Source organism: Pseudomonas sp. AC016, assembly GCF_979253365.1.
The window spans coordinates 2,417,350-2,443,359 of sequence record NZ_CEEDCC010000001.1 but is presented as its reverse complement, the minus strand read 5'-3'; the positions used below and the strand labels follow the sequence as shown (position 1 = coordinate 2,443,359).

Below are 26,010 nucleotides of genomic sequence, written 5' to 3'. Positions count from 1 at the left end.
CTATCAGGCAGCGCGCTGCCTGACCCGACGTTGTCAGTTCTGCTGGTAGAGTTCGCCAGCCGATGTGAGGCCGCGAACCTTGTCGCGTTGCGCGACCCAGTGCTCGACCAGCTCACGCAACTGAGACAGTTCGATAGGCTTGGCCATATGGCCGTCCATGCCAGCCTGACGTGCACGATCCTTGTGTTCGGTAAGGATGTGCGCGGTCAGGGCCACGACCGGCGTGCGTACGCGCTGGTTGCCGACTTCCCAGGCGCGTAACTGCTCGGTAGCCGAGAACCCGTCGAGGATCGGCATTTCGCAGTCCATCAGCACCAGATCGTAGCGCTGCGCTTTCATGGCGCGGAGGGCTTCCTCGCCATTGCTGGCGGTATCGGGATGCAGGTTGAGCTTGCCCAGCATGCCGCGGATCACCTTGGTCGAGATGTTGTTGTCTTCGGCCACCAGAATGCGGAAATCGCTTGGCACACGAACCGGCATGTTCAGCACAGGCGCCGGATTGATCGGTGTGACGCCCTTGTTCAACTGGGTCAATTCATCGGCCAGTGTGGTCTTGAGTGTGTAGCCTGCCACGGGCTTGGCCAGAATGCGTTTGATGCCCGCGTTACGGGCGATGATCTTGCTCGGCGCATTGCTGATGCCGGTCAGCATGATCAGCAGGATGTCGTGGTTGAGGCTTGGGTCTTCCTTGATCTTGGCCGACAGTTGCATGCCCGTCATGCCCGGCATGTTCTGATCCAGCAGCACCACGTCGAAGTAGTCACGCAAGTGCGCCTTGGTGCGTAGCAGGGCCAGCGCTTCCTTGCCGGAGGCCACGGCACTCACGTTCAGGCCCCAGGCGCTGCATTGCTGCACCAGCACCTTGCGGCAGGTGTCATTGTCGTCGACCACCAGTACGCGCGCATCCTTCAGCGGACTGTCCAGATCGATGGTGGGCTGTTCCAGCAGCTTGGCGTCCAGCGGCAGCGTCAGCCAAAGGGTATTGCCAGGCGTGCCGCTGTTCTGAATGCCGAATTCGCCATCCATCAGCACGATCAATTGCCGCGCGATCACCAGCCCGAGGTGGCCGCCCAGCTTGCTGCTGGCCAGGAAATTCTTGCTGTGCAATTCCGCGTGCAGCAGTGCGTCACGCTCTTCATCCGACAGTGACTCACCGGTGTCCTGCACGGAGATGCGCAGACGCGGCGTGCCGGACTTTGCAGTGTCCAGCGCGACGGCCAGCAGGATTTCGCCTTCTTCGGTTTTTTTCAGTGCGTTTTCCAGCAGGCTCAACAGTGTCTGGCGCAGTCGGGTCGGGTCACCGCCGATCACGCGAGGCACCTGCGGCTGAATCAGGCTGATGAGTTCGACCTGTTGTTGCTCGGCCTTGGCGCGGAAGATGTTCAGGCAGTCTTCGACCAGCGCGCTGATGTCGAACTGCACGTCGTCCAGTTCGATCTGCCCCGATTCAAGCTTGGTGATGTCGAGAATTTCGTTGATCAGCGTGAGCAGTTCGTTACCCGCACTGTGAATGGTCTGCACGTAATCGCGTTGCTTGACCGACAGCGGGGTGCCCAGCAGCAGCTCGGTCATGCCCAGCACGCCGTTCATCGGGGTGCGGATTTCATGACTGATCTTGGCCAGGAATTCTGCCTTGGCATTGATTTCAGCCGTACTGGCAGCCTGATCGCGGCTGATGCTGAATCGATCTTCGGTGATGCTGCGCTGGCGCTCGCTGAGGGCGATGCTCATCAACAGCCCGCTGATGCAGAACACGCACAGCAAGGCGAGGATCAGCCACTGTGGCGGCACCAGACTCAGCCACAGCAGGCCGGGCAGCACGATCATGTAGCCGATGTTGAAGGTGATCATGCCCAGCACGAACAGACGCGCCGAGCGGTAGCCTTTCTGCCAGTGCCATACCGAGACCGCGAGGATGCTCAGCGTGGTCAGGGAAACCAGCACGAAGGTCAGGATGTTGATGGGCAGGTCGTCGTCGAGCATCACAAGCATCGCACCGATGCCCATGAGCACGGCATTGCCCAGCAGCAGACGATCCAGCACTTTCACGTTGCGATGCACAAAGAAGCAGTAGGTGTAGATCAATCCGGCAATGGCGGCCATCAGCAAGGCGAGATGGGCGCCAGGAGTCTGTGCGATGTTCCAGGACTCGAGTGGGCTGAGCAGGTTGAGTAGCAGCAGGGCGCTCAGTGCAAGCAAGGCCTCACAGGCCGCCAGCCACAGATTGCTGCGCGAGCGGGAGTGTCCATAGCGGGTCAGGTTCTGAACAATGAGCATGGCCAGAGCACCGAACAGCAGCCCGAACAGAAACGGCTCGGTTTCGTCGGCTGCGCTTTCGATGGCGGGCTCCAGCGTGATGCTGGGACGCATTTGCTGGGTTGAAACCAGCCTGAGGTAGATGTCCAGCGGGACGCTGCTTTGCGGTACGGTCAGCAGAAAGTCGTTGGATGGCAGTCGCTGATCCTGCCTGGGTACTTCATTGCCTGTGCGCATGTAGTCGACCAGACGATCTCCGTCCATGACGTACATGTCGGCGGTGGCAAGGTCGGGTGCGAAGATACGCAGCAGTTGCTCGTGCTGGGTCGGATGCTGTCGATAGTGCAGCCAGACAGCGCTGTGTCTGCCCGCTGCAGTGACGCGTTCGAGTTCGACAGGGCTGAACTGATTCTGATAGCGCGCCGAACGGATTTCCTCCAGGTCCAGGCTTGCCTTTTCGTCGAGCAACGTTGACCAGCCCGATCCATGTTCGGCTTGAGCCGAGAGCATGAAGAGCAAGGTCATCAACCCGACGGTTGAGGCTATGGCAATCCTGAGCCAGCGCACAATGAAATCCCTTCGTGAGTGAATACCTGGTAAAACTGCGCAGCGCCGGGAAAACCGGCCAGCCTCATGAAGAGGCCGGCCCGGTCGTTTATTCCTGGCTCTCACCACGCTCACGGGCAATGGCCCGGTAGCCAATGTCCTTGCGATAGAAACAACCTTCCCAATCAATCTTTGCCGCCAGCGCGTAGGCGTTCTGCTGAGCGGTGCCCACGCTGTCGCCCAGGGCTGTCGCACACAGTACACGACCACCGCTGGTCACGACACGGCCATCCTGCAGAGCGGTGCCTGCGTGGAAAACCTTGCCATTGAGTTTAGCGGCTTCATCCAGCCCGTTGATGAAATCGCCCTTGGCGTAGTCGGCAGGGTAGCCGCCTGCTGCCAGAACGATCCCCAGGCTCGGGCGTGGATCCCATTGCGCTTCGATCTTGTCCAGCGCCTGTGCCAGGGCGGCCTCGACCAGCAGTACCAGACTCGATTGCAGTCGCAGCATGACCGGCTGGGTTTCCGGGTCGCCGAAACGGCAGTTGAATTCGATCACCTTGGGGTTGCCAGCCTTGTCGATCATCAGACCAGCATAGAGGAAGCCCGTGTAAACGTTGCCTTCCTCTGCCATGCCCCGGACGGTCGGCCAGATAACCAGGTCCATGACCCGCTGATGAACCTCGGCGGTCACCACCGGGGCAGGGGAGTAGGCACCCATGCCGCCGGTGTTCGGGCCGCTGTCGCCATCGCCGACACGCTTGTGATCCTGACTGGTGGCCATGGGCAGAACGTTCTTGCCGTCGACCATGACGATGAAGCTGGCTTCTTCGCCATCGAGGAATTCTTCGATCACGACGCGCGAGCCTGCGTCACCAAAGGCATTGCCTGCCAGCATGTCGCGTACGGCGTCTTCGGCTTCGGTCAGGGTCATTGCAACGATGACGCCCTTGCCGGCCGCCAGGCCGTCGGCCTTGATGACGATCGGTGCGCCTTTTTCGCGCAGGTAGGCCAGCGCCGGCTCGATTTCGGTGAAGTTCTGGTAATCGGCGGTCGGGATCTTGTGGCGTGCCAGAAAGTCCTTGGTGAACGCCTTGGAACCTTCAAGCTGGGCTGCACCGGCAGTCGGGCCGAAGCAATCCAGGCCGCGGCTGCGGAACAGGTCCACGACGCCAGCCACCAGCGGCACTTCCGGGCCGACGATGGTCAGCGAGACGTTCTTCTCGGCGAAGTCAGCCAGTTGCTCCAGCGCCAGCACGTCGATTGCAACGTTTTCACACTTGGCTTCGATGGCCGTGCCTGCGTTGCCCGGCGCAACGAATACTTTCTCTACACGTGGATCCTGCGCGACTTTCCATGCCAGGGCGTGTTCACGACCGCCACTGCCGATAATCAAAACATTCATGTCAAAAACCTCGATGACGCTGATTCTGGGAGGTAGCGCGGCAGTTCATCGTCAGATGACCCCGCGGTACGAGGTCGCAATGGCGTAGGTGTATGCAAGGCGGATGGGGCTTCGCTGAGCGGAGTTGCCTCCTGGCAATGAGCATCAGCGGAGCCCCATCCAACGCAGCAGACGCCTGCGGCAGTGCGGCCGTTTCCTGAGTTAGTGGCGGAAGTGGCGCATACCGGTGAAAACCATCGCAATACCGGCTTCGTCTGCCGCGGCGATGACTTCATTGTCACGCATCGAGCCGCCCGGCTGGATGACAGCGGTGATGCCGACCTTGGCCGCATTGTCGATGCCGTCACGGAACGGGAAGAATGCGTCGGAAGCCATGACTGCGCCCTGTACCTGCAAACCGGCGTGCTCGGCCTTGATGGCGGCGATGCGCGCCGAGTTCACGCGGCTCATCTGGCCTGCGCCGACGCCGATGGTCTGGCGGTTCTTGGCGTAGACAATGGCGTTGGACTTCACGTACTTGGCGACTTTCCAGGCGAAGATCAGGTCGTGGATTTCCTGCTCGGTCGGGGCGCGCTTGGTAACGACCTTGAGGTCGTCGGCCGTGATCATGCCGATGTCACGGCTCTGCACCAGCAGACCGCCGTTGACGCGCTTGTAGTCCCACGCAGGGGTGCGCTCGCTCCACTGGCCGCAGGTCAGCAGGCGCACATTGGCTTTGCTGGCCACGATGGCCTGCGCTTCGGCGCTGACGCTCGGGGCAATGATCACTTCGACGAACTGACGCTCGACGATGGCTTTGGCCGTCTCGGCATCCAGCTCACGGTTGAACGCAATGATGCCGCCAAAGGCCGACTCGGTGTCGGTGGCGTAGGCCAGCTCGTAGGCCTGGCGGATACCGCCTTCGTCGTCCGGGCAGACCGAGACGCCGCACGGGTTGGCATGCTTGACGATCACACAGGCAGGTTTGACGAAGCTCTTCACGCATTCCAGCGCGGCATCGGTATCAGCCACGTTGTTGAACGACAGTTCCTTGCCCTGCAACTGAGTGGCGGTCGCGATGCCGACTTCGGCAGGTTTGGCTTCAACGTAGAACGCCGCGCTCTGGTGCGGGTTCTCGCCGTAGCGCATTTCCTGTGCCTTGACGAACTGGGTGTTGAAGGTGCGGGGGAACTGGCTGCGGCCTTCGGTGCTCAGGGTCTGTGCCGTCTGATCGACGCTGCCCAGGTAGTTGGCGATCATGCCGTCGTAGGCGGCGGTGTGTTCGAACGCCTTGAGCATCAGGTCGAAACGCTGGGCATAGGTCAGGCCGCCAGCCTTGAGGCTTTCCAGCACCTGGCCGTAGTCGCTCGCGTTGACGACGATGGCGACGTCCTTGTGGTTCTTGGCGGCGGAACGGACCATGGTCGGGCCACCGATGTCGATGTTTTCAATCGCGGTCGGCAGGTCGCAGCCCGGCTTGGAGACGGTGGCTTCGAACGGATAGAGATTGACGGCAACCAGGTCGATCGGATTGATACCGTGCTCGTTCATGATTGCATCGTCGATGCCGCGACGTCCCAGAATGCCGCCGTGGATCTTGGGGTGCAGGGTCTTGACCCGGCCATCCATCATTTCGGCGAAGCCTGTGTAGTCGGCCACTTCCACTGCCGCAACTCCGTTGTCCCTGAGCAGCTTGAACGTGCCGCCAGTGGACAGGATCTCGACGCCCAGCGCTTCAAGCTCGCGGGCGAATTCGAGGATTCCGGTCTTGTCGGATACGCTGATCAAAGCGCGGCGGATCGGCAGGCGGGTAGTCTGGTCGGTCATCTCGATTTCCATCAAAAGCAAAAGAAGTCAGCAAAAAAAGGCGACCGCTGTCAGGTGGGTCGCCTTTTCTGTTTTGAATGCTTAAAGCAGATCGTACTGTTTGAGTTTCTTGCGCAGCGTGCCGCGATTGAGGCCCAGCAGCTCGGAGGCCTTGGTCTGGTTGCCCTTGACGTAGTTCATCACGCTTTCCAGAAGCGGAGCCTCAACTTCCGACAACACCAGGTTGTAGACGTCAGTGACGGATGCGCCTTCGAGGTGGGCGAAATAATTGTGCAACGCCTTCTCGACACTGCCACGCAGGGTCTGACCCTCTTCGCTCGGCGTGTTCAGGTGTTGTTTCAAATTGACGTTGTCGCTCACGGGTGTTGTTCCACTCACTAAAGTCTCGGTCATCATCGTCATGCGGCCACCTCTTTATCGTTCTGGTTATCCGGGCCCTTGCAGCCTTGGCTGAAGAACTCCCGAACGTTGGCGCACTGTGCTTCCGTATCTTCCAATCGATTGAATCGGGCGCGAAACTCCCTGGCGCCCGGCAAGGTTGCGAGATACCAGCCAACATGTTTGCGTGCAATTCGCACGCCCATCACGTCGCCATAGAAAACATGAAGCGCTGCCAGATGCTCCAGCAGGATCCGCTCCACTTCACCGAGCTGCAGCGCCGGGAGTTTCTCTCCGGTACGCAGGTAGTGTTCTATCTCGCGAAAAATCCACGGCCGCCCCTGGGCTGCCCTGCCAATCAGTAACCCGTCCGCTCCGGTGGCCTGCAGTACATACCGGGCTTTTTCAGGTGAATCGATGTCGCCGTTTGCAAATACAGGGATCGACACGGCCTGCTTGATGGCGGCAATCGTGTCGTACTCGGCTTCACCGGTGTAAAGGTCTGCACGGGTTCGCCCGTGGACCGCGAGGGCCTGAATGCCGGCCTGCTCGGCGATTCTTGCGACAGTGAGCCCGTTTTTGTTCTCCCGGTCCCAGCCGGTGCGTATCTTCAGCGTGACCGGCACATCGACCGCAGCCACCACGGCCTGCAGGATCTCGGTCACCAGTTGTTCGTCTTTCAACAGCGCTGAACCGGCTGCCTTGTTGCATACCTTCTTGGCCGGGCAGCCCATGTTGATGTCGATGATCTGGGCTCCCAGCTCGACATTGGCACGCGCCGCGTCCGCCAGCATCTGCGGATCTCCACCGGCGATCTGTACCGAGCGGGGCTCGGGATCACCTTCGTGGATCATGCGCAGACGCGATTTGCGGCTGTTCCACAGACTCATGTCGCTGGTCACCATTTCCGAGACCACCAGCCCTGCACCGAGTTGGCGGCACAGCTGACGGAAAGGCTGGTCAGTGACGCCCGCCATCGGGGCGAGGATCAAGCCGTTCTGCAATGTATATGGGCCGATGCGTACCGCCGACATAGCCTTACCTATAGTGGGGCCGAATCATCCGCAGGCCGTGTAAACAACCGTTTCACACGGTCTGCAACGGGTCGTTCAGCCAGCTGCTTGTGCAACCGTCAGACCGAGCCGAGAGTTTGAAAAAGGGTGGGCATGATACCCGCTCTCGATGACTGGATAAAGGCTGAATTGGATAAAATCTGAACAACTTTTTCCATGTCGCCAAGACCGTGATTCCAGCGCGATTGTCAGGGAATACCTGGCGAAAATGCTGGGTTGTTCGGGGAAAACAACAGATAAAGCAGGTCTGTGCAGGGTGGTTTCACCCTGCAGGATCGCTATTCGGGCGAACGGAAGTTCAGGCTGTAATTCACGGCCTTCGCCCCCGGATCTAGGATATCCAGCGCAATATGGATGGGAGTCTGCGGCGGCATCTCTTCCTTGCCCGCCATTTCACCGCTCAGGTATTCGCCCGGTTTGAACCGACGACTGGCAATGAGCTGACCGCTGGTATCGGCAAACCGCAGCTCCAGCAGCGGAAACGGCTGGGAGAATGAGGCGCGGTTGTAGATGATCGCATCCACGATCAGGGCGCCTTGAAACTCGGGATGACTGCGCACCACCAGGTTGCTGCTCTTGAGCAGGGAAATGTCGACTTTCGACGGCACCTTGCAGCCAATCTGCGGGCACAATTGCTGGAACCATGGACGGTATTGATCCTGGCGCGCCAACTGATCGAAGTGATACCAGATGTATTGCCCGGCAAGTCCCACGAGGGCCAGCAGGATCAGCAGTGCCCACGCAAGGCGACGGCCCGATCGCGACTTTGGTGGCTGCCAGTCCAGTTGCAGAGGATCGTCCGTCAGGTCAATCAGGGGCTTGTCGCGTACGGCGGGTTCATTGCGCGTGCGTTTGCTGCGCGGATCTGGTTCCGGCTCGTCGTTGACGTATTCATCATCATGATCATCGATGTCATCGTCGTCGACTGCGGACCAGCGTTCGGCTTTTTCGGTTACAGGCTGTTTGCGCAGACTGACCGGCGGCGCCATAGGCTCGTCATCGTCCAGGTGGTTGCCTGCGGACAGTGACGGTTCGGTGCGGTCGTTGTCTGACGGATGCCCATGCCCGTCGTCGTGGTGGACGGGCTCGTCGACGACTTCAGCCTTCACTTCAGGCAGATGACTGACGTCATCGTTGTGCAGCGTGTCGACCCAGGCGGATTCGTCGGCCTGCGGGTTGTCACGCTGCGCCGTCAGCATGCTGTCATCGCTACGGTTGTGGCGCGCAAAGCTGTCTGACCGGGGGTTGTCGCGCTTTTCGAGGCGCGCCAGTTCTTCGTCCAGGTTCAGATTGTCCAGGTCCATTTCGCTGACCTGCCACAGGTCCTCGTCTTCGTCCTGAACTCTGGCTGGCTCGACGCGGGCTGGCGCAGCAGGCTCTGCAGTGGGCACCTGCGCAACGGGCGGAGCGGGCTGAAGAGGCTCGGCGATTGGGGGCTCGACAATCAGCGGCGCGTCGGTCTGCACCGGTTTACCGGGCTCGTCGCTCGCTCGCTGCTCCAGCAATTGCCGGGCGGCGTTGAAGACCTGCAGGCAGGCGCCGCAGCGCACCACGCCGCGTGCCACGCTCAGTTGTGCGTGGCTGACTCGGAAACTGGTCTGGCAGTGAGGGCACTGGGTGACGAAACTGTCGGTCATGCGGCTGTCCGGTTCAGGCGGCGGTTAACGGCGACGGCCCGTGATGCGTACCCAGCCATCACGGTTCGCGATCGGGTCCAGATCGAATGTAGCAGCATAGGCTGCAGCCACGTCTTCTCCCTGTTCGGCCAGAATGCCGGACAGCGCGAGACGCCCGCCCGGCCTGACCAGTTCTGCCAGTTGCGGGGCCAGTGACACCAGCGGGCCGGCCAGAATATTGGCGACCAGTACATCGGCGGGTTCACGGGGCAGGTCTTCCGGCAGGTAGAGCGCAAAGCGTTGTTCGGCGATGTTGTTGCGCCCGGCGTTATCACGGGAGGCTTCAAGGGCCTGCACGTCAATGTCGGTGCCGACCGCCTGTTCGGCGCCCAGCAGCAGTGCGGCGATGGCCAGAATGCCCGATCCGCAGCCGAAATCCAGCACGTTGCAGTCCTTGAGGTCCTGACTGTCGAGCCATTCCAGGCACAGTGCGGTGGTCGGGTGCGTGCCGGTGCCGAACGCCAGGCCTGGATCGAGCAGCAGATTCACTGCGTCAGGCTCGGGTGCGGCATGCCAGCTCGGGACGATCCACAGGCGCTGGCCAAAGCGCATTGGCTGGAAGTTGTCCATCCAGCTGCGTTCCCAGTCCTGGTCTTCGATGACTTCGGCGGTGTGCTCGGGCAATTCGGCGTCGGTCAGCAGGCGCAGATGCGCCAGTGCCAGATCGGCGTCCGTGTCGGCTTCGAACAGGGCCAGCAGGTGGGTGTGTGCCCACAGCGGGGTGGTGTTGAGTTCGGGTTCGAAAATCGGCTGGTCTTCAGCGTCCATGAAGGTCACGGACACGGCGCCGACTTCGAGAAGAGCGTCTTCGTAGGTTTCGGCTTGTTCTGGGCTGATGGCGAGACGGACTTGCAGCCAAGGCATGGCGGATTACCTTCGATTCAAAAATAAGTGCGGGCTTGGCCGCGAGAAGCGGGCAAGTTTACTTCCAAGCGGTGCAAACAACAAAGCCGCATCACTGCGGCTTCGTCGTTTTGAAACACACTGGCTTATTGATTGGCCAGTTTGTGCTCCAGGTAGTGAATGTTGACGCCGCCTTCGCAGAAGCCTTCATCACGGGTCAGATCACGGTGCAGCGGGATGTTGGTCTTGATCCCGTCGACCACGATTTCGTCCAGGGCGTTGCGCATGCGTGCCATGGCTTCTTCGCGGGTCGCGCCCCAGGTGATCAGCTTGCCGATCAGCGAGTCGTAGTTCGATGGCACCTTGTAACCGCTGTACAGGTGCGAGTCGACACGAACACCGTTACCGCCCGGCGCATGGAAATGCTTGACCAGGCCTGGGCTCGGGATGAAGGTTTTCGGGTCTTCGGCGTTGATCCGGCACTCCAGCGAATGACCCTTGATGACTACGTCATCCTGAGTAAACGAGAGCTTGTTGCCGGCGGCGATGCTTAGCATCTCCTTGACGATGTCGATACCGGTGACCATCTCCGAAACCGGGTGCTCCACCTGAACACGGGTGTTCATTTCGATGAAGTAAAAGCGGCCGTTCTCGTACAGGAACTCGAACGTGCCCGCGCCGCGGTAGCCGATGTCGACGCATGCCTTGACGCAGGCAGCGAAGACGTCTTTGCGCGCTTGCTCATCGATGAACGGGGCCGGTGCTTCTTCCAGTACTTTCTGGTGGCGGCGTTGCAGCGAGCAGTCACGATCACCGAGGTGAATCGCGTTGCCCTGGCCGTCGGAAATGACCTGGATTTCCACGTGACGCGGGTTGGTCAGGTATTTTTCCAGATAGACCATCGGGTTGCTGAACCAGGCAGCCGCTTCGGCGCGGGTCTGGGCAGCAGCTTCGATCAGGTCTTCTTCCTTGTGAACCACACGCATGCCGCGACCACCACCGCCACCGGCGGCCTTGATGATCACCGGGTAGCCGACTTCACGGCCGATACGCAGCGCAGTGGCTTCGTCTTCAGGCAGCGGACCGTCGGAACCTGGAACGGTTGGCACGTTGGCGCGCTTCATGGCGTCCTTGGCCGATACCTTGTCGCCCATCAGGCGAATGGTGTCGGCCTTGGGGCCGATGAAGGCAAAACCCGATTTCTCGACCTGCTCGGCAAAGTCGGCGTTTTCCGCGAGAAAGCCATAGCCCGGGTGAATCGCCGTGGCGCCGGTGACTTCGGCGGCCGCGATGATTGCAGGGATGTGCAGATAGGACAGGTTGGCTGGCGCCGGACCGATACAGACAGTTTCGTCTGCCAGGCCCAGGTGCATCAACTCGCGATCGGCCGTGGAGTGTACAGCGACGGTCTTGATGCCCAGTTCCTTACAGGCACGCAAGATGCGCAAGGCAATTTCGCCGCGGTTGGCGATCAGAACTTTTTCCAACATCGCAGGCTCTCCCCGGTTCAAACGATTGTGAACAGCGGCTGGTCAAATTCAACCGGCTGACCGTTTTCTACCAGGATGGATTCGATCACGCCGGCTTTCTCGGCAGTGATGTGGTTCATCATTTTCATCGCTTCGACGATGCAGATGGTGTCGCCGACCTTGACGGTCTTGCCCACTTCAACGAATGCAGGCGAAGTCGGCGCAGGGGTGCGGTAGAACGTACCGACCATTGGCGATTTGACGACGTGGCCGTTCAGCGCAGGTGCCGACGGCGCTTCAGCAGCAACCGGAGCGGCTGGAACAGGAGCAGCAACCGGCGCAGCCACAGGTGCTGGAGCCGGTGCGTAATACGGTTGCGCCGGGGTCTTGCTGTGACGGCTGATTCGTACGGACTCTTCGCCTTCACGAATTTCCAGTTCGTCGATGCCGGACTCTTCCAGCAATTCGATCAGTTTCTTGACTTTGCGAATATCCATCAATCATCAACTCCCAAGGGGTCTGTAAGTCAGTTCGGCAGCCGGTTCAAGCCATGAGGTCAGCGTCTGGCTGCACCATTCATGGCCTGGAACCAGCGGCCAATTGTTCCAGGGCGGCCTCCAGGGCCAGTCGGTAACCGCTGGCGCCAAGGCCGCAGATCACTCCTACAGCGACATCTGAAAAGTAGGAGTGATGGCGGAAAGGTTCGCGTTTGTGCACGTTTGACAAATGCACTTCGATGAATGGGATGCTCACTCCCATCAGCGCGTCACGTATTGCCACACTTGTATGCGTAAAAGCGGCCGGATTGATCAAAATAAAGTCCACACCTTCGTCGCGAGCGGCGTGAATTCGGTCGATCAGTTCGTATTCGGCGTTGCTTTGCAGGTACATCAGATGGTGGCCCGCGTCGCGGGCGCGCTGTTCCAGGTCCTGATTGATCTGAGGCAGGGTGACGGTGCCGTAGACACCCGGTTCCCGAGTGCCCAGCAGATTCAGGTTAGGTCCGTGAAGAACCAGAATGGTCGCCATTGTGTAGTCCTTTTATTGTCTGCGAGCGTTTACGCCCGGCGACTATGCCGGAAGGGCAATGGACTGTCCAGTTAACAACAGTAGCCAGCACGATGAGCGATATTCGCGCAAAGTTTGTGACTCAGGCGCTAGATTTGGTCATTTGCTCCATTCAGACGCTCGATCAGCCCCGCAGCGTCGATTTCGCCGACGACCCGAACGTTTTGCAGTTCTTCGCCGCTTTTGCTGAAAAACAGCAACGCTGGCGGGCCGAACAGCTTGTAGCGATCCAGCAGTGCGCGTTGCTCGGCGTTGCTGTCCGTCATGTCGAACTTCACCAGTCGATAGCCCGAAAGTCCTGCAACAACGCCTGGATCGGGCAGCACTTCATGTTCGATGACCTTGCAGCTGATACACCAGTCGGCGTACCAGTCCAGCATCAGGGGTTTCCCGTCGCGCTTTGCTTCATCGAGCACGCGGTCCAGTTCTGCGGGGGTGGTGATGGTTTGCCATGGGTTGGTTGCCAACGCTACCGCACCGCTGCTGGCCGTCGCCTGCGCGCGGCCCAACGGGCGTGTGGGGTCGGTCTGGCCGGTCAATGCGCCGTACCAGCATGCCAGAGCGTAGACCAATAGCAGCAGGCCGATGAGTTGGGCGAGCTTTTGGCGAGGCGTTTTGTCGGTCAGTTGCAGCGTACCCATGAACAGTGCGACACCAGCGCTCAACAAACCGACCAGCAACAGGGTGATCTGGCCGGGCAGTACGCGACTGAGCAAGCCGATGGCCAATGCCAGCAGCAGCACGCCGATGGCTTTTTTTACCGTGACCAGCCAAGGCCCGCTTTTCGGCAGCCAGGCTGCGCCACCGGTAGCCACCAGCAGCAGCGGGGCGCCCATGCCCAGGCCCAGAGCGAAGAGTTTCAAGGCCCCACCCAGCGCATCGCCGCTGGCACTGATATACAGCAGCGCGCCCGCCAGAGGTGCTGAAACGCAGGGCGATACCAGCAGACTGGAAACCACGCCCAACACCGCAGCGCCCCACAGCGAGCCACCTTCGGTCTTGCCCGCAATGCGATCAAGCCGATTGCTCAGGCCCTGTGGCAGGCGCAGTTCGAAGAGGCCGAACATGGCAATGGCGAAAATGACGAAGAAGGCCGAGAAGGGCACCAGTACCCAGGCCGATTGCAGGCGTGCCTGCAGATTGAGACCTGCGCCGAACATGCCCATCAGCGCACCGAGCAATGCAAAACAGATCGCCATCGGCAGCACGTAAGCCAGTGACAGGCTCAAACCACGCAGACCACCGACCTGTCCGCGCAGTACCACGCCGGACAGAATCGGCAGCATCGGCAACACGCAGGGCGTGAACGTCAGGCCCACGCCTGCCAGGAAAAACAGTGCCAGCTCTTTCCAGCTCCACGGTGTTTTTGCAACGGACGCTGACGTGGAAGCAGACTGACTGGCCTTCACATCACCGATGTCCAGCCGTTCGGTCTCGGGCGGATAGCACAAGCCCTTGTCGGCACAGCCCTGATAAGTGACTGCAAGGGTAAAAGGTCGATCTTCGCCGGGCTTGCGCGGCAGATCGATGTCCAGAATGCCGTGGTAGACCTCGACATCGCCGAAGTACTCGTCGTGTTTCTGCTCGCCTTTGGGCAGTTGCGCTTCGCCCAGGCCAATGTCGGCGGGTTCGGTGCGGAACTGAAAGCGATGGCGATACAGGTAGTAGCCTTCGGTGGCGACGAAACGCAGCTTGATCGATTGCGGTGTGGTTTCAATCAGGCTCAGTTGAAAGGCCTGACGAACGGGCAGGAATTGCTTGCTGTTATCGAGGGCTGCGCCACCCAGCGTCGGGGCGGGACGATCGTCCAGCAGGCTTGCGCCGAAAGCGGGCAAGGTCAGGATCAACAGCATCAGGCATAGCAAGCGGCGCATGGCAGTCCAGAATCTCGGAGCTCGAAGTTGGCGCATGATAACGGAGTGCTTCGCTGCGTGCTGCGGCAACGATTGTAAGAGCCAGTTTCAGGAGGACTCCGAAGGGCCGATCCTACTTGCCGGAAGAAACGCTGCCACCGGCTTTCTGGTCGTAGTACGCCGGTATCTCATGCTTATAGGTGTCAAGCCATCGTTGCAGGCTCAGGTCACGCTCGACAGAGGTGCTGGTCTGAGGTATCGCAGAAGCGGCAGAGCCCTTGGCCTGCACATTCAGCCAGGTTTCGGTCTGGCTCTGGCTCGCTGGCGGACTGTTTGACGAGGTGCCGCCATCAATGGCCCGAGCGCCAGATGAAAAAACGATTGCGGCAGCGCACATGATGCAGAACGTCCGGGTTGTACGGGTCATGGTCGTGCTCCTTGGCCTGGCTGATCAAGCCTGGCGGTGATCGGTGTCTTCAGGGCCGCAGGCTGAGCGGCCGTGACCTTGAGCTTTTCAGCGCGCGCGGTCGCGTCGGTGATCTGCTCGGGCGTCAGGTTGGCCCGTGATGCCAGTTCGGCTGCCTGCTTCCAGTTGTCCTGACAAATCAGCAGCGTGACCAGATTCACCGCTGCCAGCGGATCGGACTGCTTGAGTTCCATGGCCGTCAGAAACTGAAAGCGCGCCTGTTCAAGCTTCAACTGATTCAGATAGACCACACCCAGGTCATTGCGGATTTTTTCATCGGTCGGCTCCAGTTTGCTGGCCCTGAGCAAATGCTGTTGAGCCTGGGCATTGTCACCCCGTGCGGCGGCCAGTTGCCCCAGACCATGTTCGCCCTGAGCCGCGCGACAGGTGCCGAGCAGGCTGCGATACAGCGGCTCAGCCTCGTTGCTGCCCAGCAGCCGCAACACTCGGGCCTTGCGCAGGCGCACTTCGCCCAGGTTGTCCGGCAGTTCTTCCAGATGGGCGAGGCTGGCGTGCAAGCGACCTTCGTCCGCCATGTTCTGGGCCAGATTCAGGGCCAGTTCCTGATCCGATGTCAGTTTGGGGCAGCTCTGTGCCTGAGTGGATGACTGCATCCAGAGGGCGCTGCCGTCGCTGGCGCAGCCGGTCAGCATCAATAATCCGAGTAACGTGATGATTGCCTTCATTGCGTCTCTTCCTTGAACAACCTGAACCTCAACCGCCCAGAGCACGGCTCAGGGCGACAAAACTGGGGCCTGCCAGCACGATCAGCAGCGCGGGAAACAGAAACAGCATCATGACCACCGACATCTTCGCCGACAGCTTGGAGATGTACTCCTGCAGGCGTGTCAGACGGCGATCATCGATCAATTGCTTGAGGGTCAGCAGCGATTTCAACGCACCGCCGCCCTGATGGATCAACTGGTTGAGAATCACGCAGGTGTCGCTGAATTCATCCACATCCATCAGGATCGAAGCCTTGCGCAGCTCTTCACCCAGCTCCAGACCGGAGTCGACCCGGGTAAGAATGACTCGGATTTCTTCCGACAGGACCGGCAGCAGGTCCTTGCCTTCACTGCTGAGCACTCGCAGCGCCTGCTCAACCGCCATGCCGGATTCGAACAGAATGCGCAGCAACGGGATGAAGGTGGATATCTCGACGACGACCTGTTTCTGACGCGCCCTGGCGTAGGCGGCCAGAACCCTTTTGGGCAGCAGGTAGCCGATGCACAGCGCGAATATGGGCGCCACCAGCGGCTGTGAAACCTCTTTGAAGAACAGCATCTGAGCCAGCACCACCACCGTAATCAGCCCGAACGGCACGCCGATCTGGCACGCTGCATACAAAGAGCGCTTGCTGGCCCGCCGCCAGCCGACCCGGTTGAGCAGCAATTGCGTTTCGCTGTCCAGGCTGACAGTGCGCTGGCCCAGGCGCGTGTCACCCAACAGGCGCAGCCAACTGCCGATGCGGCTTTCGCGCACGGCCTGGCCCTTCAGACGCTGAGTCACCAGTCGTTCACTGCGACGCTGGCGGGCGATGCTGGACAGCACCAGCAGAGCGGCAGCCACCAGCATCATTGCGCACAGTGCGATGGCCATCTTCAGATACTCCGCAACATGCGCCACAGGGCCAGGCAACCCACTGCCTGCAGGATAAAGGCTGCCATCAGCATGATCCGGCCGCCGCTGTCGTTCCACATGTGGATCAGATAAGTCGGGTTCACCGCTAGAAAGTAGCCCGCCATACCCACTGGCAGCAGCGCCAGCACAACGGAGGTCATGCGTGTCTCGCCGGTCATGGCGCGCAATTGACGACTGGCCTGTTCCCGCTCGCGAATCAACCTGATCAGATTTTCCATCAGCTCGCTGGCGTTGCCGCCGTAGCGATGGTTGACGCGCAGGCCCAGTGCAAACAGGTGAAACTCGTCACGTTCATACAGTTCGGCGAAGTCCCGTGCAGCATCCGGCAGGCCGACGCCCAGTTGCACGTTACGTTCGATGCGGCTCATGCCGTCGCGCAGCGGTTGGTCGGCGGCTTCTATGCCATGCAGAACGGCGTCCGCCAGCGTTCTGCCGGACTTGAGGCTGCGAACCGTGTGATCGAGCAACTGCGGCAACTGCTCGACCATGCGTCGCACCCTTTTGTGATAGCGCCATGAAACGAACAGCCGCAGCATCAATGGCATGCCTATCAGACCGGTCGCGGCGCCAAACCAGCCGAACATGGCATAGCCGATCAGGATCATGGCCGCCCACGTCATCAGCAGTAGCCGAAAACGCTCGGTCGGGTGGCCGAGACCTGCGCGCAGGAAAGCCCGGTCCAGATAGGCCCAGCCTGGTCTTTCGACGATGGGCTGTACCTGGCCTGCGATCAGGCGCTCCATGACCCGCTCGCTGTCGGCCCGACTCAACGCCGTCAGAAACAGCCAGGCCGAAGCGCAGAGCAACAGCGCGGCGATGATTGCCAGCCACAGTGATGCGCTCATGTCAGGGCCTCCTTCGCCTCAGTATCCGGGTCGCAGCTTTTCGCCGGCGGCATGCATCGCTTCGCGCTGAAACCCGAACCCGGTGCGGCGATCCAGACGGAACAGGGTGTTGGTGACATAGATGTCGTCGCGGATGCCCACGACTTCCACCACTTCACTGACTGCCCGGCGTCCGTCGGGCAGGCGCGTCAGTTGAATGATCACGTCCAGCGCCGCGCAGATCATCTGCCTGAGGGTCTTTTCCGGAATCTGCCGCCCGGTCAGACCGACCAGCGTTTCCAGACGCAGCAGGGCATCCTGGGCATTGTTGGCGTGTACCGTGCTCATCGAACCATCGTGGCCGGTGTTCATGGCAGTCAGTACGTCCAGCACCTCGACGCCGCGGATCTCGCCGAGAATGATGCGGTCCGGGCGCATCCGCAGCGAGTTGCGGATCAGGTCGCTGGCGCGGACTTCACCGTGGCCTTCGGCGTTGGGCGGCCGGGTTTCCAGGCGCACGACGTGCGGGTGATTGAGCTGAAGTTCGGCCACGTCTTCGATGGTCACCAGACGCTGGTGCGTGTCGACCAGCTGGCTGAGTACGTTGAGCATAGTGGTCTTGCCGGTGCCGGTGCCGCCGCTGACCAGTATGTTGCAGCGCTTGCCCACGGCTTCGGCAAAGAAGTCGAAGATCGGCTGGTCGATGGTCTGCATTGCCACCAGATCGGCGCTCTTGAACATTTCGCGACGAAACTTCCGGATCGACAGGCAAGGTCCGTCCAAAGCAATGGGCGGGATGATCGCGTTGACGCGGCTGCCATCGGGAAGTCGTGCATCGACCATTGGGGACGATTCGTCGAGTCGGCGCCCCAACGGCGCAAGAATGCGTTGCATGACGCGCTCGACGTGATGCGAGTCGATGAAACGCAGGTCGGTGTGATGCAGCACACCGTCACGCTCGACAAAGACCTTGCTCGGTCCGTTGACGAGGATTTCTGTTATCGAGTCGTCGCGCAGCAGGACTTCCAGCGGGCCGAAACCGGTCAGTTCGTCGACCAGTTCTTCTGCCAGACGCTCCATTTCGTAGCGTGAAATGGCCAGTCGCAGGCGTGCGACGTACTCGGCAACCTTGTCGATGACAAACTGCGCCAGCACCGGCCTTGAACCTTCCAGCAGGTTTTTGCCGCTTTCTTCGATGCCGTCAATGATGTAGCGGTGCAGCACCAGTTTCAGGCCCTGTCCGTCATCGGCGTTGTTTTGCGAGCGCGAAGAGACGCCAAACAGTTTTTCCGGCATTACCTGTTCCCCCATAGCCGGGCCAGCCAGCCTTGTCCGGGTTTGTCGTCGGCTTCGGAGTTGCTTGCCAGGTGCTCGCCCAGTCTGCGTAACCCGGAACACAGCGAATCCCGCGAGGCCAGCTCGAACAGCGTCACTCCCTGATTCTTGGCGTTGAGGCGCAATTCCGGGGCGTAGGGCAGCACGGCGCGTATCGGCAGGCCGAAGGTCTTGCCGATGGTGTCCGAATTGGGCGCCACCGAACGCAGGTAGCGATCGACCAGCAGGCCTGCGTGTTGCAGCTTCATGCCTTTTTCGCGCCACAGGTTGAGCACGTTCAGATTGCGTCGACAGCCCAGCACGCTCTGGTCTGTGTACCAGAGCAGCTGGTCGCAGTGACTGACCAGCGTGCGCAACGCCTCACTGTCCGGCTGACCGACCAGATTCACGATCACGTGCTGAAAGTGCTGGCGCAGGGCGCTGAGCAGCATGTACAGCTCCGCGGCGCTGGATTGTTCAAGGTGGTCGTCGGCTTCGGTGTAGGCGAGGATTCGCAGGCCGCTTTGGTGGGTCGTGAAGGCGCTGTCGATCAGCGTTGCATCGAGCCTGCGCAAATGGCGCAGGGCATCGCCAAAGCTGAACGATGATTCCAGGCCCAGCATGGCCAGGCTGTCACCGCGCGGCAGACCCAGGTCCAACAGCAGGGTTCGCTGTCCGGCTTTCTGTACCGTCATGGCCAGATGCGAGGCGATCAAGGCGCCGTCGCCATCGCTTTGGGCACCATACAGCATCGACAGCCCGCTCATGTTGAGGCTGGGCGCTACGGCAGGCAGGCGTTTGCTCAGACGCCGGACCAGCCCCGCCACTTCGCTGGAGCGTGAACCGTAGGCCACGAAATCCCGTGCCCCGGCCCGCATCGCGTTGAGCACCAACTGGTTATCCATGCCATCGCCCAGCGCAACAATCGCCAGCATCGGTTTGGCTTCCAGTGCGCCCTCGATCAGCGCGCTCTGGTTCACCAGATGTTCCCGGTCCAGGCCCACGAACACCACGCTGGCGAAGGTGACATCCACCAGTGCCAACAGGTCATCCAGGCTTCCGGTGCCCGCGCTGACCACTTGGCCCAGCGAGCCCAGCGCGCCTTGCAGCCACTCAAGGTCCGTGGTGTTGCGGGTGATTGCCAGAAACGTCTGGCTCAGGCTCTGACTCATTGGGACAAACCGCCCTGACGATCGAAGTCGCCGTTTTCCAGAAAGTACATGCGCAGAAAGCCGGGATCGTAGTTGCGCAGGCTTTCGCCGGGCAGCGACGGCAGCTGCGCGTTGGCGGCCAGGGGCTGGACGAGGTGCGGGGTGACGATCATCAGCAGTTCGCGCTCATCGCGCTGGATCTGTGAGCTGCGAAAGAACGCGCCCAGAATCGGGATGTCGCCGAGGCCGGGAAACTTGTCCACCGACGAGACGTTGCTGGAGCTGATCAGCCCGCTGATCACAAAGCTTTCGCCGTCGGCCAGCGAGATGCTGGTGTCGGTACGCCGGATGTTCAGGGCCGGAACGGTGGTGCCTGCGATGGTGATGCCTGCGGAAAAGTCCAGTTCGCTGACCTCCGGAGCGACCTTGAGCAGGATTCGGTCGCGGCCCACCACAGTCGGCGTCAGGGTCAGGCGTACGCCGAACTCCTTGTACTCGATGGAAATGCCGTTGCCTTCGCCATTGGGCACCGGCACGGGAAACTCGCCGCCGGCCAGAAAGCTCGCGCTTTGTCCGTTGAGCGCCACCAGACTCGGGCGCGCCAGCGTATAAGCGAAGCCGCTGTTCTCCATGGCGTTGATCATGCCCAGCACCTTGCTGCTGCCACCGCCCCAGACGATATTGAAGGTGTCGTTGTTCAGCGGAATGCTCGGCCGTGTCCCGCTGACGGTTCCCGGTGTGACGTTCACGCCAGGCACGGTGCCGGGCGCGCCGAACAGGAAGTTGTTCGAGCCCTTGCCGAAGATCGAGGTGCTGGCTTCCTTGAGTTTGCGACGGCTCACTTCGATGAAGCGGATATCGGTCTGGACCTGGCTGGGCAATTGCGCTTCAGCAGAGGGCAGGGGCTGTACGTCTACCATCGAAGCGGTCGCCCGGCCGCGCACGAACACCATGCTCTGGCGCGGGGCTTTGGAGCAGGCCGTCCAGACCATCAGACTGGTCGTGCCGGGGGCAACGCCGGTGAGCAGAAAACCGTCATTGCTGCTCACATGCACATCGGCGATTTTCGGATCGCCCACGGCAATCCGCGTGATCGCTACCGGCGACTGGACGTTCTGCTGCACGCCCTGGCTGACTTCCACCACGGCGGGCAGCGCCGCGAGCCCGGCGCACTTTTCAGACGCTGACCAAGCCGATTGGGCCGATTGGGCCGATAAGGCAGTCAACAGCAACGCCAGCAATCTGCGTTTTGTAGCGGACAGGGAACAACAGCTCATCAATGGCAATCCTTGCTCGATCAGGGAGTTTGTTGCGTGATCTGGTTACCGCGTATGACCTCGACTTCATGCTTTGTACGAGGTGCACCGGTTTGAATGGGGGCCGCTGCCGGGCTCAGGCTCAACTGGCTGAAACTGACCATCTGGCGATTGGCTGAATCCAGACGCTCAGCCACTGCGTGGGTTGCGCTCTCGCTGGCCCAGTAATCCTGCAGATTGCCCTCTGACGCGCTGCGCACGGCCAGACGCAACGTACCGCTCTGGGTGGCAAGCATCAGTCGGGCGAGCAAGGCCTGAGGTACGGCCACCACCACAGTGCGAGCGGTGGCGCGGCGCTCTTCCTGTTTGATGCGGTCACTGGCGCTGATGGCATCGACCGGCTTGCCGTCAAGACCCGGTCCGAGCAATTCGCCCACACTCAGGACCCGCAGCGCGGGGACCGCCACCTGACTGGAGCGACGAGGGTTGTCGGCGTCGGTCGGCAGAAACAGCAGTACATCCACGTAGTCACCAGGACTCAACTGCCCGGCCGCGCCAGTGACTTCATCCACCGAGAGGGCCAGCGCACGTTCCTGCGGGCGAATCATGCGGGCCAGCGTGCCACCGACGTCGAAGCTGCTTTGGTTCAGCCAGGCTCCTGCGTTCAGCGCGCGCCAGCTCATGCGACCGACGGCAGCCTCGATGGAGTCGAAGCTGCCGACCGGCGCGACCTTGAGGCGCTCCACCGTCAGGTCATCTGCCGTGATCGGCGTGTAGGCCGGAACATCTCGCGCCAGCACAACGACGTTCTGGCGCAAGGTGTCTTCCATCGGAGCGGTCACCGGAGCGGCTGGCACTGCAACAGACTCTGCAGACGCCTGCGGAGCAGCGACGGGCGGCGCGGCTTCAGGCTGGCGACTGACGATGATTCCCAGATACCCGGCGATGATCGCGCCCAGCAAAAACAGCACGGCGAGCACCATGGTGATACGACTGCTCATGGCAACTTTCCCTTTGTCATCGCACGACAACCTCGAACCCATGCGTGAACTGCGCAAGCGGGCAAGGATGAACGCATCCATTTCGTTCTATGAAGGTAGCCCAACGCCTTCAAAACGCCATTCGACGGCCTATCAAAGTGCCCGTACTTTTGTCGGATTGCGCGCTTTGGCGGGGTACGTGAAGGAGAAGGCCCGGTTGGGCAGGCGGGATCTTTCAGCAAGTCGCGTGTGACGTCGATTATCACTTTTCGACTAATGCTTTATTACGATTGTGGGTTTGGGGAATGGAGACAATGCTGTAGGTGCAGACGGTTTCACATGTGTATGCATGTCGCGCCATTCAGGGCGCAAGGAGAAATAAGATGTTCCTTACCGCGCTTTATGTTGAGTGTCACACCCGGGTCAGTTCATTTATCAAGGACAGGGAGGCGGCGTCAGGTATCGAGTACGCACTGCTGGCAGCGATGGTCGCGGTTGCGCTGGTTGCGTTTGTGCCGGAGATCAGTAGCAGGGTCGCAGCGCTGTTTACTCGAATTCAGACCGCTCTGACTTAAACGGTTATTGTCTGAAGGGCTCTTTTTCAAGTCGGGAAATCTGGATATCCTGCTCGCATTGACCCACGCTCAAAGGTATCCCCCATGGCCGTCCAGCCTACCCGCCAACAGCTGCTTCTGGTCGATGATGAAGAAGACGCCAATGAAGAATTGGCAGAATTGCTCGAAGGTGAGGGGTTCTGCTGCTTCACGGCTTCTTCGGTAAAGATGGCCTTACAGCAATTGACCCTTCACCCGGACATCGCGTTGGTGATTACCGATCTGCGCATGCCCGAGGAAAGCGGCCTGCAGTTGATCAAACACCTGAGGGAACACACCTCGCGTCAGCACTTACCGGTGATCGTCACCTCCGGCCATGCCGACATGGACGACGTGAGCGACATGCTGCGCCTGCAGGTGCTGGACCTGTTCCGCAAACCCATCTACCACGTCCGCCTGCTGGAAACCTTGAACAACCTCTTTCCCGAGCCGAAGATCTTTCAGGTTCAGTGAGTCCTTGCCTGCCTGATCGTGCCCATGTTCCGCGTGAACACGTATCCAGTGAAGTTCTGCATCGCATTCAAGAGCGGACGCGGAGCGTCCTGAGAGGCGTTACCACGCTGGAGTGTGGTAACGATCACAGGCCCTCAATCCACCACGCTGAATTCCACCCGGGCCGTCTGGCCGCTTTCGTCGAGCACGCTCAGTTGATAGCGCCCCAGTCTGTTCAGGGTCGGGGTGAAGTCCTGCTGGTTTTCAGTGTCCGCTACTTGTGCGCCATCGATGAACCACCAGCGGCGACCGCTGCCGCCCAGTGCCGAGAGCTTGAGGCGCAAGGCCTGACGGCTGGCGGCGGGCAGGCGCAGGTTGTCGCCTTCGCGCACGCCGACGATGCTCAGTGGCGGCGCAAGATTGAGGTTTTGTGGCGGGCAGCCCGGGTCGGCAGCAGGCAGGCGCGCTTCGCGGCGCTCGGCTCGGGGCAACCAGGGTTCAAGCGGTGCGGGCCACAGCGCGATGTCTTGCGGCTGAGCATCCGGGCAACTGGCGGCCACGCGCAGTCCCTTGGCGTTGATCCAGATTCTTTCCTGTAACCCCAGCCCGAGCGGCTGGTCGGCCGCTTGCAGCGTGGGCGGCGTGGTGCCGTCCAGGGTCCAGGCAAAACGCTGGCGGCGACAGTTCGGATCGCTCTTGCTCATCGGCTGGCCCAGCGGCCAGCAGATGGCAGCCACGCCGACGTTCATCGGCACTGGCTGAACAGGCGCAGCGATGCCGCGCTGGCTGTCGCGATTGACCAGTACATCGTGCACTTGCAGCATCAGTGGCGCTGCCGAAGCCAGCCCGAACTGTCCCGGCACGGGTGTACCGTCCGGCCTGCCGATCCACACACCGACCAGAAAGCGCGGCCCCACGCCAATGGCCCAGGCGTCACGGAAGCCATAGCTGGTGCCGGTCTTCCAGGCCAGTTGCGGGCGCTGCACCAGTTCGGCGCGAGGGTCGATGTCCGGGCGCGACTGGCCGCTGAGAATCCGCCGAATGATCCATGCCGCGCCGGGCGACATCATGCGTCGCTCGCGCAAACGGTCCTGCGGCTGCAGGCGCACGTCTGCACTGCGTCCGCCGCGAGCGAAAGCGCTGTAACCGCTCACCAGATCCTCTAGTCGACTGCCCGCGCCCCCCAGAATCAGCGCCAGATTCGGCTCCGCCAGCGGCGGCAGGGTCAGCGGCACTCCGCCGTTGCGCAGTTCGGCGGCAAAGCGTTTCGGTCCGTAGACTTCCAGCAACTGCACAGCAGGCAGATTGAGCGACATCGACAGCGCGGAACTGGCCGCGACCGGGCCGCCAAATCCGGTCGAAAAATTGCCCGGCCGGTAATCGCCATACCGGCGCGGCACGTCCTGCATCAGTGATTCGGAATGGATCAGCCCGGCATCCATCGCCATGCCATACAGGAACGGTTTGAGTGTCGACCCCGGCGAGCGCAGCGCGGTGACCATGTCCACATGGCCAAAACGTTTGGCGTCATTGATATCCACCGAACCAACGTAGGCGCGTACCGCCATGGTTTCGGCCTCGACCACCAGAATGGCCGCAGACGTGCGCTCCGGCAGACGCGCCCGCCAGCCCAGCAGCAGGTCTTCCATGCGTCGTTGCAGGCTGGCGTCCAGCGTGGTGCGAATCAGCGGCGGGCTGTTCGGACGGTTCAGGCGTCGGGCCAAAAGCGGAGCAAGGCTCGGTTCCTGACGCGGTGCCAGCCACAACGGTTCCTCCAGCGCTTCGTTCACACTGCCCTGTGGCCAGACCTGAAATTCGGCCAGGCGCCGGAGCACCTTGTCCCGTGCGACCTGAGCCCGTTGCGGGTGACGATCCGGACGCAGGCGGCTGGGTGCCTGGGGCAGTACCGCCAGCAGCGCCGCTTCAGCGCGGGTCAGGTTGTGCGGCGACTTGCCCAGATACGCCCAGCTTGCAGCCGCCACGCCTTGCAGCGTGCCGCCAAACGGCGCGCGGTTGAGGTAGATACCGAGGATCTGGTCTTTCGACAGGTGCCATTCCAGCTGTGCCGTGCGCCACAACTGGCGCAGCTTGCCGAACAGCGTGCGTGAATGCGGATCGAGCAGGCGTGCAACCTGCATCGACAGCGTGCTGCCGCCCGACACCACACGCGCACCGCTGACGTTCTGCCAGGTGGCGCGCACCAGCGCCAGCGGGTTCACGCCGGGATGGCTGTAGAACCAGCGATCCTCGTAGGTCAGCAGCGCTTCCAGGTAATACGGCGACACCTGATCGTTGCTGATCGGGTAGCGCCACACGCCATTGGCATCGGCAAAGCGCCACAAGGGCGTGCCGTCTTCGGCCAGCACCACGCGGGCCAGATCATCCTTGGGCAGCGGCAGGGGCCAGATGCGGTCCGCCAGCCAGAGCAGGGCGACCAACAGCAGCAAGGCGCAAAGCGTCCAGCGCACGCATTTGTAGAGGCGCGACGTGCGCAGCGAGCCCGGTGCAGGCTGGAGAACTGTCATGAGACGCACAAGAAATTCAGGTTTCAACGCAAAGAGCCTTTATGATCCACGGAACCTGACACGCCTGGCGACAGCCAAAGCGCACAGATCATTTTATTCATGGCCCCAATCAGGATGGACATATGCAGGTAGAAGGCTTTTTTGAGTGGCTCGGGCAGGCGATCGGCGCGGTCATCCGCTTCTTCGTCGACGGTCTGGCGTGGCTGTTCAACGGTTTCACCCACGCGGGCGGCAACTTTGTCGACGGATTGTCCCGCACATTGGGCATGGACACCTCGCTGATCAGCATTGTGGCGCTGGTCATCGGGCTGATGCTGCTGTACTCCGCCGTCCGTGCCTTCATGCGTGCGTCGATCATCCTCGGGATCATCTGGCTGGCACTGGGTCTTTGGCTGCTGAGCTGGATCATTCATTGATTCAGCCCCTCACCTTGC

The 26,010-nt window shown here is 61.1% G+C and carries 23 protein-coding genes; 3 read left to right on the top strand and 20 right to left on the bottom strand.

Translation table 11 applies throughout. The features are described from left to right. Positions 1-33: 33 nt before the first annotated feature. The 19 genes from retS to cpaB all read right to left on the bottom strand — a co-directional run bounded on the left by retS (position 34) and on the right by cpaB (position 22,026). Positions 34-2,823 (bottom strand): hybrid sensor histidine kinase/response regulator RetS, encoded by a 2,790-nt coding sequence (gene retS / locus AC0IXS_RS10865; RefSeq protein ID WP_069143720.1) that lies wholly within the window; start codon positions 2,821-2,823, stop codon positions 34-36. Between the two features lie 88 nt (positions 2,824-2,911). Then, the gene (purD, locus tag AC0IXS_RS10860; protein ID WP_029244011.1) at positions 2,912-4,207 is read right to left on the bottom strand and encodes a phosphoribosylamine--glycine ligase; all 1,296 of its coding nucleotides are present in this window, start codon (positions 4,205-4,207) and stop codon (positions 2,912-2,914) included. Positions 4,208-4,408: 201 nt separating this feature from the next. Beyond that, positions 4,409-6,013 (bottom strand): bifunctional phosphoribosylaminoimidazolecarboxamide formyltransferase/IMP cyclohydrolase, encoded by a 1,605-nt coding sequence (gene purH, locus AC0IXS_RS10855; RefSeq protein ID WP_122423837.1) that lies wholly within the window; start codon positions 6,011-6,013, stop codon positions 4,409-4,411. Positions 6,014-6,094: 81 nt separating this feature from the next. Then, a complete protein-coding gene (fis, locus tag AC0IXS_RS10850) occupies positions 6,095-6,415 on the bottom strand; it encodes a DNA-binding transcriptional regulator Fis (RefSeq protein WP_002555375.1) in 321 nt (106 codons plus the stop codon). After that, positions 6,412-7,425: a tRNA dihydrouridine synthase DusB gene (dusB, locus tag AC0IXS_RS10845; protein WP_122412363.1), complete on the bottom strand. Its 1,014-nt coding sequence runs from the start codon at positions 7,423-7,425 to the stop codon at positions 6,412-6,414. The genes fis and dusB overlap by 4 nt, the downstream gene beginning before the upstream one ends. Positions 7,426-7,742: 317 nt before the next feature. Further along, the gene (locus tag AC0IXS_RS10840; RefSeq protein ID WP_471824590.1) at positions 7,743-9,101 is read right to left on the bottom strand and encodes a DUF3426 domain-containing protein; all 1,359 of its coding nucleotides are present in this window, start codon (positions 9,099-9,101) and stop codon (positions 7,743-7,745) included. Positions 9,102-9,125: 24 nt separating this feature from the next. Continuing rightward, positions 9,126-10,004 carry a 50S ribosomal protein L11 methyltransferase gene (prmA, locus tag AC0IXS_RS10835; RefSeq protein ID WP_057409118.1) on the bottom strand — a complete coding sequence of 293 codons (879 nt, stop codon included), beginning with the start codon at positions 10,002-10,004 and terminating at the stop codon, positions 9,126-9,128. Positions 10,005-10,129: 125 nt separating this feature from the next. Continuing rightward, positions 10,130-11,473, bottom strand: coding sequence for an acetyl-CoA carboxylase biotin carboxylase subunit (gene accC, locus AC0IXS_RS10830; protein ID WP_004885758.1), 1,344 nt, complete (start codon positions 11,471-11,473; stop codon positions 10,130-10,132). A 17-nt stretch (positions 11,474-11,490) separates the two neighbouring features. Next, the gene (accB, locus tag AC0IXS_RS10825; protein ID WP_217666006.1) at positions 11,491-11,949 is read right to left on the bottom strand and encodes an acetyl-CoA carboxylase biotin carboxyl carrier protein; all 459 of its coding nucleotides are present in this window, start codon (positions 11,947-11,949) and stop codon (positions 11,491-11,493) included. Between the two features lie 79 nt (positions 11,950-12,028). Beyond that, positions 12,029-12,481 (bottom strand): type II 3-dehydroquinate dehydratase, encoded by a 453-nt coding sequence (gene aroQ, locus AC0IXS_RS10820; RefSeq protein ID WP_043305213.1) that lies wholly within the window; start codon positions 12,479-12,481, stop codon positions 12,029-12,031. Between the two features lie 128 nt (positions 12,482-12,609). After that, the gene (locus AC0IXS_RS10815; protein ID WP_471824587.1) at positions 12,610-14,394 is read right to left on the bottom strand and encodes a protein-disulfide reductase DsbD; all 1,785 of its coding nucleotides are present in this window, start codon (positions 14,392-14,394) and stop codon (positions 12,610-12,612) included. Positions 14,395-14,506: 112 nt separating this feature from the next. Continuing rightward, on the bottom strand, positions 14,507-14,800 hold the full coding sequence (locus AC0IXS_RS10810) for a DUF3613 domain-containing protein (RefSeq protein ID WP_241088842.1): 294 nt from the start codon (positions 14,798-14,800) through the stop codon (positions 14,507-14,509). Continuing rightward, complete coding sequence (locus AC0IXS_RS10805; protein WP_057409120.1) at positions 14,797-15,525, bottom strand: tetratricopeptide repeat protein; 729 nt, start codon at positions 15,523-15,525, stop codon at positions 14,797-14,799. Before AC0IXS_RS10805 ends, AC0IXS_RS10810 begins: the two co-directional genes overlap by 4 nt. Before the next feature lie 28 nt (positions 15,526-15,553). Then, complete coding sequence (locus AC0IXS_RS10800; protein WP_137202857.1) at positions 15,554-16,438, bottom strand: type II secretion system F family protein; 885 nt, start codon at positions 16,436-16,438, stop codon at positions 15,554-15,556. A gap of 2 nt (positions 16,439-16,440) precedes the next feature. Next, positions 16,441-17,325 (bottom strand): type II secretion system F family protein, encoded by an 885-nt coding sequence (locus tag AC0IXS_RS10795; RefSeq protein WP_471824584.1) that lies wholly within the window; start codon positions 17,323-17,325, stop codon positions 16,441-16,443. Between the two features lie 18 nt (positions 17,326-17,343). After that, complete coding sequence (locus AC0IXS_RS10790) at positions 17,344-18,600, bottom strand: CpaF family protein (RefSeq protein WP_043305207.1); 1,257 nt, start codon at positions 18,598-18,600, stop codon at positions 17,344-17,346. Then, a complete protein-coding gene (locus tag AC0IXS_RS10785; RefSeq protein WP_057409123.1) occupies positions 18,600-19,790 on the bottom strand; it encodes a CpaE/TadZ family protein in 1,191 nt (396 codons plus the stop codon). The genes AC0IXS_RS10790 and AC0IXS_RS10785 overlap by 1 nt, the downstream gene beginning before the upstream one ends. Further along, positions 19,787-21,046 carry a type II and III secretion system protein family protein gene (locus AC0IXS_RS10780; protein WP_471824581.1) on the bottom strand — a complete coding sequence of 420 codons (1,260 nt, stop codon included), beginning with the start codon at positions 21,044-21,046 and terminating at the stop codon, positions 19,787-19,789. The genes AC0IXS_RS10785 and AC0IXS_RS10780 overlap by 4 nt, the downstream gene beginning before the upstream one ends. A 20-nt stretch (positions 21,047-21,066) precedes the next feature. Further along, positions 21,067-22,026 carry a Flp pilus assembly protein CpaB gene (gene cpaB / locus AC0IXS_RS10775; RefSeq protein ID WP_320471352.1) on the bottom strand — a complete coding sequence of 320 codons (960 nt, stop codon included), beginning with the start codon at positions 22,024-22,026 and terminating at the stop codon, positions 21,067-21,069. A 362-nt stretch (positions 22,027-22,388) separates the two neighbouring features. Here cpaB and AC0IXS_RS10770 point away from each other — a divergent pair, with 362 nt between their 5' ends. Further along, on the top strand, positions 22,389-22,580 hold the full coding sequence (locus AC0IXS_RS10770; RefSeq protein ID WP_122416733.1) for a Flp family type IVb pilin: 192 nt from the start codon (positions 22,389-22,391) through the stop codon (positions 22,578-22,580). An 84-nt stretch (positions 22,581-22,664) separates the two neighbouring features. Beyond that, positions 22,665-23,072, top strand: a complete 408-nt coding sequence (locus AC0IXS_RS10765) for a response regulator (RefSeq protein ID WP_025995510.1) — start codon at positions 22,665-22,667, stop codon at positions 23,070-23,072. A 134-nt stretch (positions 23,073-23,206) separates the two neighbouring features. Here the strand turns inward: AC0IXS_RS10765 and pbpC are convergent, their stop codons facing one another. After that, on the bottom strand, positions 23,207-25,603 hold the full coding sequence (pbpC, locus tag AC0IXS_RS10760; RefSeq protein WP_471824579.1) for a peptidoglycan glycosyltransferase PbpC: 2,397 nt from the start codon (positions 25,601-25,603) through the stop codon (positions 23,207-23,209). Positions 25,604-25,698: 95 nt separating this feature from the next. On the opposite strand from pbpC, the gene AC0IXS_RS10755 reads away from it, so the two are divergent. Next, positions 25,699-25,992, top strand: a complete 294-nt coding sequence (locus AC0IXS_RS10755) for a hypothetical protein (protein WP_004888398.1) — start codon at positions 25,699-25,701, stop codon at positions 25,990-25,992. The last annotated feature ends 18 nt before the right edge of the window (positions 25,993-26,010 follow it).

What these genes read in the sequence shown, in the direction of transcription:
- purD (WP_029244011.1), bottom strand. Translation starts at nt 4,207, where the DNA reads ATGAATGTTTTGATTATCGGCAGTGGCGGTCGTGAACACGCCCTGGCA.
- AC0IXS_RS10780 (WP_471824581.1), bottom strand. Translation starts at nt 21,046, where the DNA reads ATGAGCTGTTGTTCCCTGTCCGCTACAAAACGCAGATTGCTGGCGTTG.
- accB (WP_217666006.1), bottom strand. Translation starts at nt 11,949, where the DNA reads ATGGATATTCGCAAAGTCAAGAAACTGATCGAATTGCTGGAAGAGTCC.
- purH (WP_122423837.1), bottom strand. Translation starts at nt 6,013, where the DNA reads ATGACCGACCAGACTACCCGCCTGCCGATCCGCCGCGCTTTGATCAGC.
- AC0IXS_RS10805 (WP_057409120.1), bottom strand. Translation starts at nt 15,525, where the DNA reads ATGAAGGCAATCATCACGTTACTCGGATTATTGATGCTGACCGGCTGC.
- AC0IXS_RS10785 (WP_057409123.1), bottom strand. Translation starts at nt 19,790, where the DNA reads ATGAGTCAGAGCCTGAGCCAGACGTTTCTGGCAATCACCCGCAACACC.
- AC0IXS_RS10790 (WP_043305207.1), bottom strand. Translation starts at nt 18,600, where the DNA reads ATGCCGGAAAAACTGTTTGGCGTCTCTTCGCGCTCGCAAAACAACGCC.
- AC0IXS_RS10765 (WP_025995510.1), top strand. Translation starts at nt 22,665, where the DNA reads ATGGCCGTCCAGCCTACCCGCCAACAGCTGCTTCTGGTCGATGATGAA.
- AC0IXS_RS10815 (WP_471824587.1), bottom strand. Translation starts at nt 14,394, where the DNA reads ATGCGCCGCTTGCTATGCCTGATGCTGTTGATCCTGACCTTGCCCGCT.
- AC0IXS_RS10770 (WP_122416733.1), top strand. Translation starts at nt 22,389, where the DNA reads ATGTTCCTTACCGCGCTTTATGTTGAGTGTCACACCCGGGTCAGTTCA.
- dusB (WP_122412363.1), bottom strand. Translation starts at nt 7,425, where the DNA reads ATGTCGGCGGTACGCATCGGCCCATATACATTGCAGAACGGCTTGATC.
- accC (WP_004885758.1), bottom strand. Translation starts at nt 11,473, where the DNA reads ATGTTGGAAAAAGTTCTGATCGCCAACCGCGGCGAAATTGCCTTGCGC.
- AC0IXS_RS10800 (WP_137202857.1), bottom strand. Translation starts at nt 16,438, where the DNA reads ATGGCCATCGCACTGTGCGCAATGATGCTGGTGGCTGCCGCTCTGCTG.
- cpaB (WP_320471352.1), bottom strand. Translation starts at nt 22,026, where the DNA reads ATGAGCAGTCGTATCACCATGGTGCTCGCCGTGCTGTTTTTGCTGGGC.
- AC0IXS_RS10795 (WP_471824584.1), bottom strand. Translation starts at nt 17,325, where the DNA reads ATGAGCGCATCACTGTGGCTGGCAATCATCGCCGCGCTGTTGCTCTGC.
- AC0IXS_RS10755 (WP_004888398.1), top strand. Translation starts at nt 25,699, where the DNA reads ATGCAGGTAGAAGGCTTTTTTGAGTGGCTCGGGCAGGCGATCGGCGCG.
- AC0IXS_RS10840 (WP_471824590.1), bottom strand. Translation starts at nt 9,101, where the DNA reads ATGACCGACAGTTTCGTCACCCAGTGCCCTCACTGCCAGACCAGTTTC.
- AC0IXS_RS10810 (WP_241088842.1), bottom strand. Translation starts at nt 14,800, where the DNA reads ATGACCCGTACAACCCGGACGTTCTGCATCATGTGCGCTGCCGCAATC.
- aroQ (WP_043305213.1), bottom strand. Translation starts at nt 12,481, where the DNA reads ATGGCGACCATTCTGGTTCTTCACGGACCTAACCTGAATCTGCTGGGC.
- fis (WP_002555375.1), bottom strand. Translation starts at nt 6,415, where the DNA reads ATGACGATGATGACCGAGACTTTAGTGAGTGGAACAACACCCGTGAGC.
- prmA (WP_057409118.1), bottom strand. Translation starts at nt 10,004, where the DNA reads ATGCCTTGGCTGCAAGTCCGTCTCGCCATCAGCCCAGAACAAGCCGAA.